The sequence below is a fragment of the Polaromonas vacuolata genome (assembly GCF_012584515.1).
Classification (GTDB): domain Bacteria; phylum Pseudomonadota; class Gammaproteobacteria; order Burkholderiales; family Burkholderiaceae_C; genus Polaromonas; species Polaromonas vacuolata.
Genome location: NZ_CP051461.1, coordinates 1117687 through 1137266, shown reverse-complemented (window position 1 = coordinate 1137266; position 19580 = coordinate 1117687). Strand labels below are relative to the sequence as shown.

General features: G+C 52.2%; 16 protein-coding genes and 1 pseudogene. 5 read left to right on the top strand and 12 right to left on the bottom strand.

The features are described 5' to 3' along the window. Positions 1 to 87: 87 nt before the first annotated feature. The 4 genes from HC248_RS05350 (at position 88) to HC248_RS05330 (ending at position 3077) form a co-directional block, all read left to right on the top strand. Positions 88 to 588, top strand: a complete 501-nt coding sequence (locus HC248_RS05350; protein ID WP_168921604.1) for a hypothetical protein — start codon at positions 88 to 90, stop codon at positions 586 to 588. After that, on the top strand, positions 551 to 1384 hold the full coding sequence (locus HC248_RS17635) for an RHS repeat-associated core domain-containing protein (protein ID WP_238342728.1): 834 nt from the start codon (positions 551 to 553) through the stop codon (positions 1382 to 1384). The genes HC248_RS05350 and HC248_RS17635 overlap by 38 nt, the downstream gene beginning before the upstream one ends. After that, positions 1381 to 1881 (top strand): hypothetical protein, encoded by a 501-nt coding sequence (locus HC248_RS05335; RefSeq protein WP_168921603.1) that lies wholly within the window; start codon positions 1381 to 1383, stop codon positions 1879 to 1881. Before HC248_RS17635 ends, HC248_RS05335 begins: the two co-directional genes overlap by 4 nt. Positions 1882 to 1979: 98 nt before the next feature. Beyond that, positions 1980 to 3077, top strand: coding sequence for an RHS repeat-associated core domain-containing protein (locus tag HC248_RS05330; protein ID WP_168921602.1), 1098 nt, complete (start codon positions 1980 to 1982; stop codon positions 3075 to 3077). A 587-nt stretch (positions 3078 to 3664) separates the two neighbouring features. Here HC248_RS05330 and HC248_RS05325 read toward each other — a convergent pair. From HC248_RS05325 to galE, 4 genes and pseudogenes are all read right to left on the bottom strand, one after another. Next, positions 3665 to 4234 carry an alkaline phosphatase D family protein gene (locus HC248_RS05325; RefSeq protein WP_238342727.1) on the bottom strand — a complete coding sequence of 190 codons (570 nt, stop codon included), beginning with the start codon at positions 4232 to 4234 and terminating at the stop codon, positions 3665 to 3667. A 662-nt stretch (positions 4235 to 4896) separates the two neighbouring features. After that, the gene (locus HC248_RS05320; RefSeq protein ID WP_168921600.1) at positions 4897 to 5610 is read right to left on the bottom strand and encodes a hypothetical protein; all 714 of its coding nucleotides are present in this window, start codon (positions 5608 to 5610) and stop codon (positions 4897 to 4899) included. Between the two features lie 125 nt (positions 5611 to 5735). Further along, positions 5736 to 7886, bottom strand: coding sequence for a YjbH domain-containing protein (locus tag HC248_RS05315; protein ID WP_168921599.1), 2151 nt, complete (start codon positions 7884 to 7886; stop codon positions 5736 to 5738). A 112-nt stretch (positions 7887 to 7998) separates the two neighbouring features. Beyond that, positions 7999 to 9008: pseudogene (galE, locus tag HC248_RS05310) on the bottom strand (UDP-glucose 4-epimerase GalE). A 327-nt stretch (positions 9009 to 9335) separates the two neighbouring features. Between galE and HC248_RS05305 the strand changes: the two are divergent. Next, entirely contained in the window at positions 9336 to 9929 is a 594-nt protein-coding gene (locus HC248_RS05305; RefSeq protein ID WP_168921598.1) for a YdcF family protein, read from the top strand. A 116-nt stretch (positions 9930 to 10045) separates the two neighbouring features. Here the strand turns inward: HC248_RS05305 and HC248_RS05300 are convergent, their stop codons facing one another. The 8 genes from HC248_RS05300 to HC248_RS05265 form a co-directional block, all read right to left on the bottom strand. Then, on the bottom strand, positions 10046 to 11170 hold the full coding sequence (locus tag HC248_RS05300) for a glycosyltransferase family 4 protein (RefSeq protein ID WP_168921597.1): 1125 nt from the start codon (positions 11168 to 11170) through the stop codon (positions 10046 to 10048). Positions 11171 to 11181: 11 nt separating this feature from the next. Further along, positions 11182 to 12261 carry an EpsG family protein gene (locus HC248_RS05295; RefSeq protein WP_168921596.1) on the bottom strand — a complete coding sequence of 360 codons (1080 nt, stop codon included), beginning with the start codon at positions 12259 to 12261 and terminating at the stop codon, positions 11182 to 11184. 1 nt (position 12262) lies between these two features. Continuing rightward, the gene (gene asnB, locus HC248_RS05290) at positions 12263 to 14296 is read right to left on the bottom strand and encodes an asparagine synthase (glutamine-hydrolyzing) (protein WP_168921595.1); all 2034 of its coding nucleotides are present in this window, start codon (positions 14294 to 14296) and stop codon (positions 12263 to 12265) included. A gap of 4 nt (positions 14297 to 14300) precedes the next feature. Next, entirely contained in the window at positions 14301 to 15359 is a 1059-nt protein-coding gene (locus tag HC248_RS05285) for a glycosyltransferase (protein ID WP_168921594.1), read from the bottom strand. Further along, entirely contained in the window at positions 15356 to 16207 is an 852-nt protein-coding gene (locus HC248_RS05280; RefSeq protein WP_168921593.1) for a class I SAM-dependent methyltransferase, read from the bottom strand. The genes HC248_RS05285 and HC248_RS05280 overlap by 4 nt, the downstream gene beginning before the upstream one ends. Continuing rightward, positions 16188 to 17381, bottom strand: a complete 1194-nt coding sequence (locus tag HC248_RS05275) for a glycosyltransferase (RefSeq protein WP_168921592.1) — start codon at positions 17379 to 17381, stop codon at positions 16188 to 16190. The genes HC248_RS05280 and HC248_RS05275 overlap by 20 nt, the downstream gene beginning before the upstream one ends. Then, positions 17378 to 18517, bottom strand: a complete 1140-nt coding sequence (locus tag HC248_RS05270) for a glycosyltransferase (protein ID WP_168921591.1) — start codon at positions 18515 to 18517, stop codon at positions 17378 to 17380. Before HC248_RS05270 ends, HC248_RS05275 begins: the two co-directional genes overlap by 4 nt. 70 nt (positions 18518 to 18587) lie before the next feature. Then, entirely contained in the window at positions 18588 to 19574 is a 987-nt protein-coding gene (locus HC248_RS05265) for a glycosyltransferase family 2 protein (RefSeq protein WP_168921590.1), read from the bottom strand. Between the last annotated feature and the right edge of the window lie 6 nt (positions 19575 to 19580).

Sequence of the window (19580 nt, the reverse complement as noted above, 5' to 3'; positions counted from 1 at the left end):
TGATCCTAAGCCACGATCAAAACGGCAACCTCACAAAAACAAAAGGGACATCCACGTTAATGTGCACAAGGCACGGCCAACGAGCAATTGATAGAACAAATCGACTACCAGTACGACGCCGCAGGCCAGCGCATCGCCAAAACCACCTTGAACGGCAACGGCACAGGCAGCCAAGACACCCCAATGCGCGCCAGCTTCGACGCCGCTAATCGCATGCGCAGCATTACCTTCACCGGCACTGGCACCAGCGCGAACGCAGGCAGCAGCGACATAAGCTACAGCCTAAGCTACGATCAAAACGGCAACCTAACGCAAAAGCAAAACCAGCTTGAACCCAACGACAAAACCACCTACGCTTGGGACGCAAACAACCGTCTGATCCAGATGAATCAAAGCAAAACTATTAGTAGCAATACCGGCACCACTGGAACTACTGGCAACACCAGTTCCAGCACCAGCACTACAGTACTAAGCACCAGCTTCAGCTACGACGGCCTTTGGCCGAAGAATCCAAAGCACCATCACACAAGGCAGCCAAGCCCCCAACACCGTGCAATACCTCTACGAAGGCGCGCAAGCCTTGGGTGAAATCAGAGACGGCAAGCTAAGCCACCGACTGCTCACCGGTTTGAGTTTGGACGAGACGATAGCCAGAATCGCTATCAATGCCGACGGCAATAAAGACGCAGCGAATAACCGCCTTTACCTAACCGACGCGCTCAACAGCGTGATCGCGCAATTGGCTGATGATGACAACGCGAATATTCAAAACAGTTATGGCTATAGCCCTTATGGCCAAAGCCAGACGGTTGGCCCAGACAGCGCAAATAATCCGAACCAATACACCAGCAGAGAAAACGACAACACGGAGCTTTATTACTATCGGGCGCGGTATTACGACCCGGTGTTGAAGAGGTTTGTGTCTAGTGATCCGATTGGGTTGGCGGGGGGCCTCAATACTTACCAGTATGTGGGGGGTAATCCGCTAAGTTATGTTGATCCGCGTGGACTTGACTGGGTGTATAGCCAGTCAACGGGGCAAACGACGCACGTAGATTCAAATGGTAATAGTGCGAATGTTGGCACTGGCTATGCGGGAACCAGTAATGGAAGAAATAATCCAGCGATGCAAAATGTTTCAAATGTAGGCCCACTTCCTCGAGGAACATACGATATAGGTGCCGGTCATTACAGCTCCAACACAGGGCCAAACACAATGAATTTGACGCCAAAGCCTGGTACAGACACCCTTGGGCGCGATCTATTTCGTATTCATGGAAATAATGCTGCGAATGATGCATCGCACGGTTGCGTAATTCTTGGCCCCAATATAAGAAATCAAATTAACAATAGTGCTGATCGTGTATTGCGAGTGGTGCCGTGAATAAATCATTGGTATTTATTCTTGCCCTGATGCTCTCGTTATTTGTTGAGTCAACGTTTGCGTTAGAGATAAATTTTAAAGATGGTGTCGCAAAAGACAGTATCGCTTTAGGAACTTCAGATTTGGTGAACGTCGCAGTTGAAACAATTGAGCCAACTAACGACTATGCCCACAGCAAAGCGTATATGTGGGGTGGTGATGAGACGTCACCACCCAAAAAAATCATCAAGGCAATTACAGTTTTTAGGAACGGTCAGAATTTTTTTATTCCGCTCTCCGCGTATGCGGACCTTGGAAATCCTAGCAAAATTTCTTTACTAAAACTTCCTGCTCACGGATTTCGATTGCTTATTAGCGGAGGAGATGCGGCTGGCTCGTATAGTGCGATGCTCGATTTTAAGAGCAACGAAATTTCTCGAAGAAGGGTTGTAAGCGGTGAGTTTCCCGAGGAGGTGTGGGAGGAAACAACTTTCTCTTTCAATCATTTGAACTATTGACACGGCCAACAAAAGTGCTGAATAAAAGGGACATCCACAGGCAAAAAGGACATCAAAGGCAAAAAGGACATCCACGTTAATGTGACCTCCACATTAACGTGACCAACCGAGAAGGCAACAACACCCGCCTCAGCACCGACGCCCTAGGTCGCCAAGACAAAACCACCTACGCTTGGGACGCAAACAACCGTCTGATCCAGATGAATCAAAGCAAGACCATTAGCAGCAATACTGGCAACACCAGCACCACCGTACTAAGCGCCAGTTTCAGCTACGACGCCTTCGGCCGAAGAATCCAAAGCACCATCACACAAGGCACCCAAGCCCCCACCACCGTGCAATACCTCTACGAAGGCGCGCAAGCATTAGGTGAAATCAGAGACGGCAAGCTAAGCCACCGACTGCTCACCGGTTTGAGTTTGGACGAGACGATAGCCAGAATCGCCATCAACGCCGACGGCAATAAAGAGGCCGCTAACAGTCGTATTTATTTGACCGATGCGCTCAATAGCGTGATCGCGCAATTGGCTGATGATGACAACGCGAATATTCAAAACAGCTACGCCTACAGCCCCTACGGCCAGAGCCAGACAGTGGGGCCAGACAGCGCTAACAATCCGAACCAATACACCAGCAGAGAAAACGACAACACGGGGCTTTATTACTATCGGGCGCGGTATTACGACCCGGTGTTGAAGCGGTTTGTGTCTAGTGATCCGATTGGGTTGGCGGGGGGGATAAATACCTACCTATACGCCAACGGGTCACCGCTGCTGTATGCGGACCCGCTGGGTTTGTTCGGCTGGGCCGATATGCCGGCAATTCCTCAACCTGCACTTGACTTTGGTACGGGTATAGCCGATGACGTGTCATTCGGCTTAGGCCCTCTTGCCCGTGACCTCCTTGACGTTGATGGTGGCGTAGATAGATGCTCTACAGCATATAAGGCGGGGCAGTATGGAACTCTTGGTCTTGGGCTTGGTCGAATGGCGCACGCGGGAACAGCGAAGGCCGTGTCTTTGGCCCCCAGCCTTACAGGTCGCGAAGCATCAGTTATCCGCAACAGCATGAAGCGGTTATTCCGAGGCCCCTTTGCCGGTTCGAACTACCGCATGTACTCGTATGAACAAATGTTGGCCAAAAAAGGCAGCGACGCGACTGTAAAGGCTGCTGCTGGCCGTACCAGTCGAGGCTGAAATGCGCTCGGTATCGACGCGGGTGCAGGTGGTGCATCGAACACTGTGACCTGTGGTTGCCCATGAAATCTTGGTTGATCTATACGGTGGCTTGACTCGCGATCTGCGGGCTGCTCGGACTCCTTGGCATAAAGTTCCTCAACATCAGCTTTTGGATGGGGTTCTGCATTGCTGCTGTTGCCTTGTTGCTAAATAGCCTGATTGCCGAGATTGAAGATCGTTCTCTAGGTGGTCTCTTCTACACGGGTCGGGATAAAAAGAACAAATAAAAGGGGCATCAAAAATCATCAGAAATAAAGGAACATCCACATTAATGTAACCAACCGAGAAAGCAACGACACGCGCCTCAGCACCGACGCCCTAGGCCGCCCCAGCAGCAGCCTCACCACACCCGACAAAACCATCAGCTTTGAGTACGACACAGTAGGGCGCTTGAGCGAAGTGAAGGGCCTAAGCAGCGTCAACTCCACCGAATACGACGCCGCTAACCGCATCACTCAAACGGCTTTTATTACCACCTCAAAAAATTCAAAAAAGCCTGTCTGATGAGTAAGTAAAAGCCGGTTTAAAGCATAGCCGTTTGATCTTCACACCCGCTGCGGTGCCAGCGTTTTTGCGTAGAGTGCCGCGCCGGTTAAGTCTTTTAAAGTAACCGTCATGGCTTTGGTTTTAGCATCAATGTCGACTTGACCAAAAAACTGCAGACCTTCGGTGGGTGCGGTGTTTTGAACGGCTGGAAATTTTTGGTAGAACACTTGCATGCCAAAAGTACCATCTGTTTTACCGGGGCCAAAGCTGCCTGAATTGAATGGGCCGGAGACGAATTCCCAGAACGGTGAGAAGTCGCTGAACTGGGCTTTGGCAGGGTCGAAATAATGCGCTGCGGTGTAATGCACATCTGCGGTTAACCAGACCACATTTTTAATACCAGCGCGTTTGATCTCTCTGAGCAATCTGGCGACTTCGAGCTCTCGCCCAAGTGGTGCGTTATGGTCGCCGTTGGCGACGGCTTCCCACTTCGAATTGCCGGCTGCGTCTTTGCCATCGCTTACCTGTAGGCCTAGTGGCATGTCCGACGCAATCACTTTCCATACCGCTTTTGATTTTTTTAAACCTTGTAGCAACCAGTCAATTTGTGGGCAAAACAAAAGGGACATCCACATTAATGCGTGTCGATGTCAGTATGTCTGCATTTTTGGCCAGCAGGCGCGGTCGCCTCGCTAAAGCGTTGGCACTGCCCGACCCAATTCTGGAAATGCCAGCGAATATGAAGCTCAGCGAAGACTAAAAAAAGTCAACGCTAAAACTAAAAAAACCACTAAGCGCGCAAGCCCTTAGTGGTTTTTTTTGGGGACTTAAGTCAGTGAATTGAAATCAAACCATTAAAAAAAATAGACACCTTAAATTGCTAAATATTATTTAGAGTTGGTGTCGCAGCAGGCTTGAGTTAATCAATACTGGGCTCCGGCGTGACACAAGCAATAAAATACAACATCAAAATCATTGTCTGCAAAAACTCAATACGCGAACAAAAATTAGTACTCAATGCATTGTTACTTGCTTGAGTTATGTAAAGGCCGTTGTGATGAAAATGACTGCGCGCAACAAAAGAGTTGGGCTTAAGTTTGGCCCTAATGGTTAATTTTTAATCGCTAGTTCTTGAAAAAAAATAAAGCTTAATCAATATTAAAATTAAGCGACGCTAGCGCTTGAGGCTACTAATTTTCGTCCTTAGGATGGTAAATCACTATCAAAAAAATAAGGGATATTGCAAAAAAAATCCGCATAAAGCGGATTTTTTTAATTAAATCTAAACGTATCAGCTAGCAGCACCAGTAGCAGCAGTCACTGCTGGAGTTGCTGCAGCATTACTCTTTAAATTATTAATCAGACCACTTAAGGTAATCGTATTGTTGGTTATTGCCAACTTCAAAGATTCGAGATCTTTATCAGTAGTACTTGAATTTGGATTTGTAACAAACGCAGTACCTAAAAATTCAGAACCAGCCAAGTTTAAGCTGGGCACTAAAATTTTAATTGCTGGAATAAAGTCTCTAGTGATGCGCAAGTTAAGTGCGGTTGGATTACTGAGCAAAGCAACCGTCGAAGGGGAGGAAAACCACGCCTCAGGTGATGCAGCAGTAATGCCGGGCACGCTGCTTAAATAAGTTACTAGCAGGCTGGTCAAAGGCGTGATGTTAGATGTCTGACTTGCGCCAACGCCACTGCTAACCGAATACAAAACAGGGAACAATACTCTGTCAGGATTAGTAGGCGTTAGTTTAAGCAAACATGGGCCAACACCGCCCGCGACATTAACGGTGTAATTACCCGTTGTGGCGTTTGAAACAGCAGTACCCGTACCAGACTTGCAAGTCGCAACTGCCGTCCCTTCAATCGCCACACCTACAGCTGCGGTGCCAGATATAGAAAGATTGGCAGTAGAACCACCACTACCGCCGCCACCGCAAGCGGCAAGCAACAAACCGCTACCAATAACCATGGCGGCCAGAGAAATTTTATTCAATCGCATTTGATACCCCTTTAAAAAAAACAAAAAAAACCGACGAGCACAATCCAAAAAATTTTAGATTGAGAATTAAATTTCAATCTAAAAAATCTGAAATCAAAAAAATTACACGGTCAAAAGCTTAGAACTTAATTAAGTTTGTCACGCCCAAACAGATAAAAAGACTCACGCATACGCTGCAACTGATCTTTGATATAGCTTGGCGCGATCCGACCCGAATTGAGTAGCTCTACTTCCGGCTGATAGTTAAGCGCCACCGGTCTTACCGCATCATTGGCAATGAAATTACCAGTCACAAGAGCGCTGGTTCTTTGTGTGCGAATCGACTGGGTATAACTTGGATTACCGCTCACTTGTATAAGGCCAGCGCCCATACCCTCACGCGGGGTAAGCGGCACAGTCAGGGATAAACCTACAAACGTAGCGCTGCCGCCCTTGCGCGCAAACAGCTGCAAAGCTACGTCACCAAACCAACGGGTAAAAGCCACAGAAGGGCCGGTTGATCTATCGGTGTATTGCTGATAACCGGCTTCTAACCAAGTGGTCGTATTCATGCGCCAGCGGTAAGAGCCTGAATAAGCTTCAAGCACACGCGGCAACACATCAGCTTGGTGCTGCATATAACTGCCGCGTACGTGCAAGCTGTCATCATTCCACGGTAAAAACAATATCGACTCGCCTTCGGCACCACGATCGGTATAGTTGTAGCGACCTGCACCGACACTGGTAAAACTACGTTCACCCAACCAAAAAGACTGCTGTAGCGCAACAGTCTGCAAACCATTGGTTTGGCGTGAACTGGCAAAAATGCCAGCGGGTTCCACGTTGCGGCTGTTAGACACGCGCTGCACCACATCGGTATAAAGCTCAGCGCCACGCCACAAACCAACCGTGCTGCGCAATTGCGCTGCAAGCGAGTAATCAAACGCTCCGTATTCAGTGCCTAGCGTGTAGTTAAGCAGTGGCCGTATCTGCAACCGCAACCAGCTCTTGCGCGAACCCGCACCCGCATTGCCCTGCGCCCACTGCACGCCACTATCGTCATACCCCGGCAGACGACCAGAACCCATGCTGCTGCGCACTAAAGACGCATCACCATCACGTAAAAATGCTTGATAAGCCAATGCATCAACCGAGGTTTCCAGCACAATCTGGCCGACCTTACGGGTAATCGCATGAACGCGACTAGTACCCGCAGGAGCAGTCTCCACAGCAAGGCCGAGAACAAGCCCTAAGGCATCTGCCTCGTTATGCAGATAACGGTAGTTTTCATATTCGACCACCAACTGCTGACCCAGCATACCGATGCGAATACGGTCCAATCCAATGCTGCGAAGTAGACGCGCCAAATCATCCATACGGTCTGCAGCAGTCGCAGACATACCGGCATCAGCAGTGCTTAGATCTGACATTGCGGGTAATACGGATAATGCGGGCAATGGTTTTGACGCATTCGCTTTGGCTTGACGCTTAGCGTCAGACGTACCCATTGGCAAAATAAGCGAGACATTAAAATTAGTTGAATCTGCCGCCTGCCCACTAAAAGTAGTCGCACCAAACGAGCGCTGAACAGTGCCCACCAACTGGCTATCGCCCAACCAAGATATTTGATCTGAGTAATAACGCAAACCCGCATGGCGCTGCGTGCCATCGCTTTCAGCCAACAAGGTAGCGCGGCTAGTACCCAGTTTTAATTCACCACCACCAAACAACCCATCAAGCACTTTGGGGTTACCAATACGACCCAACGAAGGGGTACCGCGGGCATAACCCAGCGACCAACGCAAAGGACCGTATTGATCACTGGCAACCGCATATTGAGATTTGAAATAAACTGCACCGCCACTCAAATCAGAAGCACCAATCGCTAGTTTTGGCAGCCCAGGTAAATCAATCGGCAGTTGCCATTTAATGTTGGCAGATATATCCCGTGGGCCGTTAGCATTGCGTGCACCATCTGCGTCTTTGTTGGGGTTGGTGTATTCCGCAAAACGACCAAACAACTCCACCCCCGGCAATACACCAAAGCCCAAGGTGAAGTTTTGATGACGACTAAAGTCACCCAATTTTGGATTCTGATAGTCACCAAAACTAAGCGCCATTTCACCAGAACCAAGAACGTAGGCTGATGGTATTTGCAAACCACCAGTAGCGCCCATGCTGGCTATACCAACGCCTTGTGCTTGGGCCGCAGAAGCTTGAAGCAAAGCTATGCCAAACAATGCGGTAGCTAATTGATTTAATGGATGCGCAATATTTTTTTTATTTTTTGTTTTCAAAAGATGCAACCAAATTCAAGGTTTAAAAAATTAATAAGACCACATAACAATTTGCTAAAGACAACACGCTAACAGCAAATATAAAGAAAAATTCAAAATCCAAACCTAGTGGTTATTGGTAACCATTCGGATTTAGCCCTTGCCAACGCCAAGCGTCACCACACATCTCTTCCAAAGTACGGTGCGCCGTCCAACCCAATAACTGATAAGTCAAACCTGGGTTGGCATAGCACTGCGCAACATCGCCAGGGCGGCGCGGCATGATTTGGTAAGGCACTGCACAACCACTGGTTAATTCAAATGCACGCACTACATCTAATACGCTGTGACCCCGTCCACTGCCTAAATTAACAGTCAGGCTTTGCCCGCTCTGTAGCAAAGCATTAAGCGCTGCGACATGGCCTTCAGCCAAATCCAATACATGAATGTAATCACGCACACCAGTGCCGTCGGGTGTGTCGTAGTCATCACCAAACACTTGCAGCTGCGGTCGCTGACCAGCTGCCACTTGAGTGATGTAGGGCATGAGATTGTTAGGAATGCCGTTTGGACTCTCCCCAATCAAACCACTGGGGTGCGCACCTACCGGATTAAAGTAACGCAGCACTGCCACGGCCCAAGCCGGATTTGCAGCGCAGCTTGCAGCCAGCATGTCTTCAATCATTAACTTGGTATGACCGTAGGGGTTGGTATGTTGGCGTGGAAAATCTTCAGTGATAGGCACGGTTGCCGGGTCACCATAAACGGTTGCGCTGCTAGAAAAAACTAACTTTTGGCAACCCACTGTCGTCATAGCTTCTAGCAAACCCAAAGTGCTGTCCAAATTGTTGCGATAGTACTTAAGCGGATTTGCAACGCTCTCACCCACCGCCTTGTAGCCCGCAAAGTGCATCACCGCCGCAATATCGTAGCGACGCAGCACGTAGACCATCAAAGCTGTGTCTGCAACATCACCCTGCTCACAAATAACAACTTGCCCGGTGATTTTTTTAAACGCAGCAGTACTGCCGGGTCGCTATTAGAAAAGTCATCAACAATGACCGGCGTGAAGCCTGCTTGTATCAGCGCCACGCAAGTGTGGCTGCCGATGTATCCAGCACCGTCGGTCAAGAGAATGTTCATACAACTGACAACCAAAACTAGTAAAAAGATAAACCAGCAATGTGTGCTGAACCGGGTCTACGTGGGCAACAAGATTGCTCAAGCCCATGCACTTATTTTATCAACGCGCTGCTGTGCGAGAGCGCGGTATATTGACGGGTACTTGAATTGACTGGGACTTGAATCGCCGCCCGGTTAGTCGCTAAAAATTTCATAGCGCAAGGCATGCAGCACCAATAAATTGCGCAGAAAAAAAATCAAACCCAAGCAAAAGGATTAGCAAGAAAAATGAATCAAAAAGCAGAACTTCAACGACGAATGAAGCTCTCAGTCCATTTCAAAACCTTTATGACAATCCTGACGCTTATGACGATCTTGGTGCTGGCTTGCGTCGTTTTCTTTAGCAGCAAAGCGGGTGGTGTTTTGCTTACGGCTTGCATCGAGCAATCGGCTACGCCAATTGACGCACCAGCCGGTAAAGCGGCGCAAGCCATTGTTGTACTGACGGGTGGCGACTTGCGAACCCAAGAAGCAGCACGGCAGTACCGTCAGACAGGATTGCCAGTGCTCACATCCGGAGGGGATGGTGAAGCCGCCAGAATAAAAGAGCAGCTTGAAACCGAGTTCCACGTCCCCGTCAAATGGACGGAAGAGAACTCGCTCAACACCGAACAAAACGCCATGTTCTCAGCGGAAATCTTGGCAAAAGAAAACATTCAAAGCATCATCCTGGTGACCCACGCGCTGCATATGCGACGCGCTCGAATGATGTTTTTAGACCAGGGCTTGGATGTGATTCCCGCTGCCACGGATTACACAAGCCATACAGCGCTTGAATGGCGCGATTTTCTACCAAGCGCCGAAGGCCGAAAATTAACGCAATCCGCGCTGCATGAAATTGTCGGTTTGGCATGGTTCAGAATTCGCCAGATCGTTGCTTGAACTGACCGCTAGACGAGCTTGCCCTTCCGCTGCACCAAGCTCCGAATCTGCCGAACCGGACTAAATCTACGGCTCATTCATCACATGCTCACCACGCCAACCAATCACCCAATGCGCTAAGAAGCCCTTCCCGCTGCAACCTCAGCCACCACCGACAGATACCGCTCAATCACCAGCCGTTCATCAAAGTTCTGCTCAACAAATGCACGCCCACGCTGACCCATGGCTTGACGCACTTCAGGCGCAAGGGCAATAAAACGCAGCAGCTTTTCCGTCAAATCTAGCGCATCGGCCGGTCGGCACAAAAAGCCGGTTTCACCATCAAGCACCGTGTCACGGCAACCCGGCGCATCGGTTGTGATAACCGGGCGGGCCGTGGCAGCGGCTTCTAGCAAAGTACGTGGCACGCCCTCACGGTAAGACGGCAACACCACGCAATCAGCCTGCACCAAGAAAGGCCGCACGTCGTCAGTTGGCCCCAGATAATCGACCACGCCTTCAGCCACCCAAGCTTCTACCTGCGTGCGGGCAATAGCAGAAGGATTGGCCACATCCAAAAAGCCCAGTAACTGAAAGCGTGCGCCGGGGTGCAGTGCCCGCACCTTGCGCGCAGAGTCTACATACTCGCCCACACCCTTGTCCCACAACATGCGGGCCACCAGCAAAAAAACCGGCGCATCAGCCGGCCGCACGACAGGCGGCGTAGGCAAAAAGCGACTCAGTTCAACGCCCGAACCCGGCAAGCGCTCAGCCTGCCCGGCCCGCACCAGCCCGCTATCAACAAACACCGCCATGTCGTCCAGGTTCTGAAAAAACACCCGGTGCGCGCGGCCAAAGGTTAGGCGGTACAGCGTCTTGGCTATTTGTGTGACCAGCGACTTGCGAATAAACGCCCGGCCCAGCCCCGACACATTCGGCACAAACGCAACGCGCAGCGCTATAGACGCCAGTGCCGAATACAGATTGCCCTTGGGCGTGTAGCTCAGCACCAAGCCCACCCGGTGCCGGCGAAACACCGCACCCAAGCGCAGTACCGACTGCAACTCGCGCAGCGGATGCGTGCCGCCACCTGAAATCGGCACCGCCTCAAACGCAATGCCCGCATTGCGGATGCGTTGGGCGTAGGCATCGTCAGGCGCGACAGCCACAACCGTGTGGCCGGCTGCCTGCAAGGCCAGCATCAGATTGAGACGGAAATTGAACAAATACCAGCAGGTATTGGAGACAACAGCAATGCACATCTTGGCCCTGTCTAATTCCACAACGCGACCCACGGATAAAACTGGTAGGGCAGCCAGGCAAAGGCCGTCTGAGCGAACACCAGCCAGACAAATAACACGCAAGCACTGTAGAAAACTACCCAGCGCACCAATACGCCATTGCGACCATTAGGCTTACCCAATGCATTGGGCAGGCGCGAGAAGACAAACAACTGCAGCGGAATCCAGTACAAAGCCACACGGTCCACCGCCGTGGACGAAGGCGAAACCGCCAGCCACCCGACAAAGCCCAGTGCGCCCAGCGACATCCAGACCCAAAACGAGCGGTCTGCCTGCGGCATAACAAAACGGCGGCGAAGCCATAAAAAAATCACCGCTGGCACAGCATTCATGGCCACCCGAATGGCAGCCCCCTGCGACTGGTATTGCGCCGTGATGTAACCCGCATTGAGCGCGGCCACCGACTCTTGCAGCAACAGCACATAAAAAACAACCGAGACAATCGCCACCCACACCAAGGTCCATCCCCGGTGCTTGGTTCCCGCCAACGCAGCCAGTGGCAACAACAGGATGGCTGTCTTGTGAAACAGGGCCGCCAACACCACAAACACCGCAAAGCGCAACAGCTTGCGCTCTGACAAGGCCACCAGCCCCAGCATGGCCAAGCCAATGGCCGTGCCCTGACGCGTATAGCCCATGGCCACCACCGTGACAAGGTATGGCACAGCCACGACCAGCGCCAGCCAAGGGCGCGGCTGGGCGCGGCAAAACACCACCAGCCCCCAGCTGAAGATCGCCGCGCACACCGTGTTCACAAAATAAGGCCCCAGCCCCGTCTTGGCAGCCACCCAGTTCAGCAGGCTATAGGCCGGGTCGCCCTGGCCCACCGCAACCGACAGAGTCTGGTAATTAGCCGAACTGATGTGTTCTATATAAGTTAACCAGTCACCCCCCACCTCGTGCCGCAAACCAATCATCAGCACCAGCAGCACAAACACCACGCGCCACCAAGCAGGCCAGCGCTTGGACTGGCTGACCCCAGTGGCGGCAGGCCGTAAACGCGTCACGGCCAGCCATGCCGGCACCAAGAATAAAAACCAATAAGGCTCCATATCAACTCACACTTTCCAGCCATGCTTGAAACATCAACACCGCCCACAGGCTGGCCGTGTGGTCGCGCTGGCCCGCCAGGTGCTCAGCCCACTTTTTGCGAATCGGTGCAGGGTAAAAATAGCCTTCCTGCTGCAAGCGCGCCTCGTTCAACAAGCTTTCAGCCCAGGGCCGTAACGGCCCACACAGCCATTGCCCCACGGGAATACCAAAGCCCGACTTGGGCCGGTCAATCAGTTCACGCGGCACATGCTTGTAAAGCACTTGGCGCAACGCCCACTTACCCTGCCCAACACGAATCTTCATGCCAATCGGCAACTGCCACGCCAGTTCGGCCACGCGGTGGTCCAGAAAAGGAACGCGTGTCTCAAGGCTGGTGGCCATGGCTGCGCGGTCCACCTTGCACAAAATGTCATCGGGCAGGTAGGTCATGCTGTCGCGGTACATCATGCGCAGAGGGCTGTTGGCCACACCGGCCAAATCGGCTTCGGGCAGCGGATCGGCCAGCAGACTAGTCGGCTCCACCAAGGCAGCACCGTGGTCACCGCTCACCACGGCTGCCGGGTCCTGCCATTCAGAGACCAGACTCAGGTACAAATCATCCAGATCACGCACACCGCGCAAACGCGCCGCCAGCTTGTGCGCCTTGTCGCCCGCCTGCACTATGCCCTTGCCCCCGGCCAGCAAGGCATTTACTGGGCGGCTCATTGCGTCCCATCCTGCAACCGGCATAGCGCTGATAGCCGCGCCCAGCGCCTGACGCACCGAGTAAGGCAGCCAAGCCAGTTTGGCCCAGATGCGCGGCCCCCAAAAGTAGCGGTTGTAGCCGCCAAACAATTCGTCGCCCGCATCACCCGACAACGCCACCGTGACGTGCTGGCGCGCGGCCTTGCACACCAAGTGCGTGGGAATCTGCGACGAATCAGCAAACGGCTCGTCGTACATAGCTGACAACTGGGCAATCACAGCCTGCGCCTCAACCGCTGTCACAAACAGTTCGGTATGGTCGGTGCCCAAGTGTTTGGCCACGGCCTTTGCATATGGCGACTCGTCAAACCCGGCTTCTTCAAAACCCACTGTGAAAGTCTTTACAGGGCGCGAGGCCTGCTGCTGCATCAGGGCCACGATGGCAGAAGAATCCACCCCACCCGATAAAAAAGCGCCTAAGGGCACATCGGCCAGCGACTGCAAACGCACGGCGTCAAGCAAGCGCTGCTCTAGCAGTTGCACCGCTTCGACCTCGTCAGTTAGTTGATTTTTAGCGCCGGCCTGCACCACATCGGCCAGTGACCACCAGCGCCGCAACGACAAGGTTCCAAATACAGCGGGCGGGCGTAAGGGCTGCGCAGGCGCTTCTGCTGGCGGCGCACCGGTAATGGTCAGCACACAACCCGGCTCCAGCTTGTAAATGCCCTGGTAAATACTGCGCGGCGCAGGGACAGCCATAAAACGCATGTACTGCGCTAGCGCCTGCCGGCACACCGGGTTGGCAAAACCCGGAAAGGCACGTAAGGCCTTGAGTTCAGAACCAAACACAAAAGCCCGCCCGGCCCCGCTACCCGCCCAGCCGTAATACAGCGGCTTTTCACCAAAGCGGTCACGCGCCAGGTGCAGCGTGCGCGCCTGCACATCCCACAAGGCAATGGCAAACATGCCCACGGTTTTGGCCTGCGTGGCCTCAATGCCCCACTGCTCAAAGCAGGCCAGCAGTGTTTCAGTATCCGAATGTCCGCGCCAAGCTGGTGCAACGCCAGCGGACTGTAACTCCGCCCGCATTTCCAAATGGTTGTAAATCTCGCCATTGAATGCCATCACAAAGCGCCCACTGCGAGACGCCATGGGCTGATGCCCCGCAGGCGACAAATCCACGATGGACAGGCGGCGGTGGCCTAGCGCAACGCCAGCCTGCGCATCAGCCCAGGCACCAAGGTCGTCAGGGCCCCGATGCGCAATGGCGTTTGCCATGTGGGTAGCTAATGTCTCCAGGCCATCAAGGCCACCGGGTTGCCCCAGCAAAAATCCTGCAAATCCGCACATACGTTCAGCCTTTATTCGTCACTTTGCGAATCACCGCTTCTAACAGGGGCAAGTTTCGACTCAGCGAATAGTGCTGCACCACCCGCTCACGACCCGCTTGCCCCATCTCAGTACGTTTACCCGAACGGTCTCGCAACATTCGTAATGCCTCTACCCATTCATCCGACGTACCTGCCAACAAACCACACTCATCGTTAACTACATCAACATTCGCACCCACCCGCGATGCAATAACCGGTACGGCACACGCCATGTATTGAATCAACTTGAATGCGCACTTGCCACGTGCCCAATCGTCGTCTGGCAATGGCATCACCCCAACATCGAAAGTGTTAATGAGTTCAACCTCGGTCTGCTCTTGCCAGTCAATTTCAACCACGGTCACATTGGGTATGACAGGAGCCTTGCCGCCTATCACAAGCAATTGCACAGGCCCTTCCACGCCAAGCGTAGAGAGCGGTCCGACAAGCGCAGCCAGATAGGGGGCAGTAGATGGGGACCCTATCCAACCCACAGTAAACATGTCGTTGCGCCCATTACGCGCTGGCAGATAGCGTGCGGTATCTACTACCGTTGGCAGATAGTTCGTATTGGTGTTGTATTGCCTTGCGTATTCACCAAGCACTTGGTTGCCCGCCGTCACTGCGGCGGCGCCTGCCATGACCGTATCAAACTTGTTGCCAAGCAGCGGCTTCGCAATGCCTAAACGCCCACTGCGATATTTGAGGTAGAAAGCATCGTCAAAGTCGTAAATGTAGGGCTGGCGAATCAGCGCACACTCCAGCCACCCAGGCATCAAGGGAAACAACTCACAATGCAAGATTGCAGCGTCATATTTCTCCTGGCGCCGTAGATCAGCAAAACGTGCCAAACCAGCCTGCAGCATCGCCACAATGGGCGGCGCGCTACCCCTGAAGCGACGCCGCAAATAATCGTCGCCCAGCAAATGGCATATCTGCAGGTCAATGCCTTGGCTTGCCAGCCCGGGCACATACTGACCAAGCCGGTAGCGTGTGCTTGCTGCCAACGGTCCATACAGCGCCAAGCCCAGCACCTTGATCATTGTTTGATGCCAACAGCACACCAATATGGCGCGCGGTCTGAAAACCGTACATCACGCAGCCCAGCGGCTTCCAGCATAATGCCCACTTGTTTACGGCTGAAACGTTGCTCCAGTGGCGTGCCAAAGCGATCGCGCGAATCCGTGCGCATGGTGTAGAAGCTATGGCTCCTGTAATAAGACAGTGGAATGCCCGCCACACCAAAACCGACACGCTCCGCCAGCAAGGCAAACCGCGCCAGCGGGTAATACAGCGCCGCAGCCAATACGTCCGTCATTAAATGCTTTAACTTTGCGGGCAACTTGCAGATGGCGCGTCGCAGCAAATCAGAGCAACGCCAAGCCAGCTTGAACGTTGCCGACCGGTTGTCAAACGCGTAGTAGAGGTACACCTGAAATGGCGCGCCCGGCTTGAGCATGGCAACGCAGGCTTTAATGGCATCTGCTGTGTCAGGAACGTGGTGCAGAACACCCAAGGAATATCCAAAGTCCTTACTATCAGGCGGCAACGGATGGTCATCGACAGAAGCAAGATGAAACGAAACATTATCAGCATTCGATAAAGCCACCTTGGCGACCACTAAAGCCGACGAAGGATCAATGCAATGAAGATGCCCGACGCGGGGTGCCATCAGCTTTGCCCAACGTCCTGAGCCGCAGCCCATGTCGAAACCTATCGCGTCCTTAGGCAGCGATTCCCAAGGAAACACCGCGAAATATTCATCGAATATCCTGCGAGCCTCCTCCTCGGAAAGCGCTGTCTGGTCGAATCGAGACCACTCATCACCAAAACTGTTGACAGTGTCAATATCAAGGTTCTTCTTCACTGGCTTAGCCGCCGATACGTTCATAAATACTCCGATACCTAGTTACACCTTCGTCCAGCGAAAAATGCTTCTGCGCCGCCGCTACGCAGCGCGCTGCGGTGGATGGGTCGGCCACAAGCGCCAGCAACTGCGCCAGCCCGGCCTCCAGAGAAGCTTGGTCAAACGCCTTGAGCGCCACGCCGACGCCCTCGCCTTCCAGCACTTCTGCCATATCGCCAACGCCCGCATTGCCCAAACAAGGTACGCCGCAGCCTAGCAATTCAGCCAGTTTGGTGGGTGCCGATGCCTGCTTAGAAAACACCGGACGAATGAAAAAGATACCTGCGTCCATGCGCGCAATTTGCTGCGGCACTTCGGCATGGGTGGCGGCTCTCAACTCCACAACACCCTCAAGGATGCCCGCAGCAGACAAACGCTCGCGAATGTAAGCGTGCTCACCCCGGTTCACAATCAAAAAGCGGGCATCAGGCCGCAAGCGCAGCAGTTCTGCAAAACACGCCACCACTTCGTCAAACAAATACCAAGTGCCGGCAGAACCCACATAGCCCAACACAAAACCCGCAGTTTTTGACTCGCGCGCCATCGGTTTGAAACGTGCTAAGTCTGCACAAGTGGGAATGACCGTGACGGGTGGCATGTGCCCCTGCAAGTAGGAGAAGCGCTGCATTTCAGTCACCGCCGCATGAGTCAGAGACACCACGTGATCCGCCCCCAGCAGAAAGCGCCGCTCAAACCACTTGGCAACGCGGTACATGCGGCCCGTGCGCGGCCACAAGTTGCCGTCCACCCGCTCGTCAGCCCAAAAGCCGCGCATGTCAAACAGATACTTGATTCCAGTGATGCTCTTAATAGCAAGCGCCATCACCGACGACACATAACTGCGCGCATGCACGATCCGCAGACGATGGCGCAACACCAGCCACAAGCCCAAGCGCGTGCCCTTTGCAATATCCCATGCTGTCGCTACTGCTGTGGGCCGCTTGTGGTAGCGCAGCGGGTGCCAAACGATGCTAGATGCCGCAATGTCATGCGCCAGACGCTCGCGCTCGGCCACATTGGCCCAATCGTCCATTTTTTCAAAACTGATGAGGTGAACCGGCCTATCAACCGCCAAGCGCTTGAGATAAGCCAGCACCTGGGACTGACCCAAGGGTTCCAGCATGCCGTCGTATGAAATATAGAGAACGCCCGGCATCATGAATTTGCGCTTGTAGTTGTTTGCGGAAACAGAAGTTCCAAGTACCTGTCTGTCGCCTTGTCGATTGAAAAATCCTGCGCGCGCGCTATGAGCGCGGCGGTGTCGTGCGTGGCTGCCAGCGACTCGGCCATGGCATCTGCCAGCGCTGCTGCATTACCCATAGGCACCAAGCGGCCAAACTGGCCGCCGCAAAGGATTTCACGCGGCCCAGACGGGCAATCTGTGCTGACCACGGGTGTACCGACGGCCAACGCCTCAACAATCACGTTACCGAAACCCTCGCCCGTGGACGACAGCACATGCAAGTCGGCCTGCTGGTAATACAGCGAAATGTCTTTGACAAAACCAGGCATAAAAACGCTGGCCTTTATACCCAGTTGCCGGACTTGCGCCACCAGCGCGGGACGGCATTCACCCTCACCCAGAATCAACAGGCGCGCATCCACCCGCTGTCGCAAAAGGGCAAAAGCGTTCAGCAGCGTCGCGTAATCTTTGATTTCCTTCAGCGTACCCACAGCCAGCAGCTTGCAATGCTGTCCTGTCCACCAACCTGACGGTGATAGCGGCTCTGGAGCCGGCGGCTTGCCGTCACCTACTACGGGGTTGTATATGCAGGTAATGGATTGAGCCTCTAAATTGGCAAACCGCGCCAGATCATCTGCAGCCCCCTGCGATACCGCAACGATGCCATCTGCGGCAGGAAACACCCAGTGCATGCTTTTGCGAATCTGCCACTCAACTGTTGGCCGTTTGAGAAGTTCAGAACGCGACCAGGTTGTGTGCTCTGCCACTACCAGACGGGTCGGTACGCGGCTTAAAGCTCGTGCCACCACCGCAGCAATCGTCAGCGGCCACATGCAGGCCAGAACAACTGCTGGGCGGGCTTGACGCAAGTAGTGAACCAGAGGGAATAACACCCAGCGCAAACGGTCAACATGCAAATCAACCACCGTCACATTAGGGTGAAGATCGGACAGAAAGTCGCCCTCTGCTGACAACAAAACTATATCAACAGCGTAGCCACGTTGGATAAAGCTGTTGGCCAGATTTACCGCTACACGCTCAGCGCCGCCGCCGCGAAGGTCGGGTAAAAAAATAGAGAGATGATTACTTATTTTCAAAACAGGCGCGAACACAAAGCTATATTCAAATTAATACTAAGCTTGAAATTAAAGTCTGATAATTTCTTAACTATTAGTTTCATATTTACTTGTCAGTTTTAAAAATAGATATTCTGCAAGTTTTTTTTGCTTTTTCGAACTCAACATGAGTTTTATGAACTTTCCGCTGAAGCAGATCTTTTATTACTAGCAAAAATGCAATCGGCAACACAGAAAACAATACAAATTTCGACGTATTTTTGTTCCATAATTCCACCGCTTCGGCTGCTCTCAAATCACCATGCACACAATACCGAACAAATGTAGTTACTCGCCAAAATTTTACAAAAAGAGCCTTAGGATAGGATTTCAAATTTCTTACTGATTCAGCGAGTGCATGTGCCCTACCCCTTGAATATTTCATTTTTCCACTAAATGAGATAGCATTTACAGCGCCGTATTCTTTCATCATTAAAGCCACTGGAAGTAAACGAACCTTCTTTGATTTTCCAATTGAAGTCCAAATAAATCCCTCAGGGACGAGAAAATCGACTTCAGGAAATTTATATTTTTTTATTAAATCAGCTCTAGAAAAATACAACATATCCCCGTCGACCTTGAATTTTTCTCTTAAATCATTCCAAGTAATATCAAAGATACCCTCTTTCGGCAGCGCTGTAGAAATTACCCCGCGCCAATCAGCACAAAGTGCTGTAATACCAGCATAGTTTTTCCGGTCATATTCGGGTATGGAATTCCAAGCTTTAACCAAACTTTCGATGGCTTGCGGCAGAAAGTAATCGTCCGAGTCATTCCATACAATAAATTCGCCACGTGCTTGTGCAATCGCTTCGTTGTCCATACGTGCCTTACCAATATGAACACTTGCCTTAATTAGAGTCACTGGAAACATCGATTTGGCACAGAGTTCAGCTAATTTGACATCCGTGCCATCCGTTGAGCCATCGTCGGAAACAATCCACTCAATATGTTTGTAGGTTTGACTGTTGAGTCCTTCCCAAACACGATCGAGATAATTAACCCGATTCCAAGTTGGGGTAAGAATTGAAATTAGCGGTCTTTGATTATCCATTTTTCA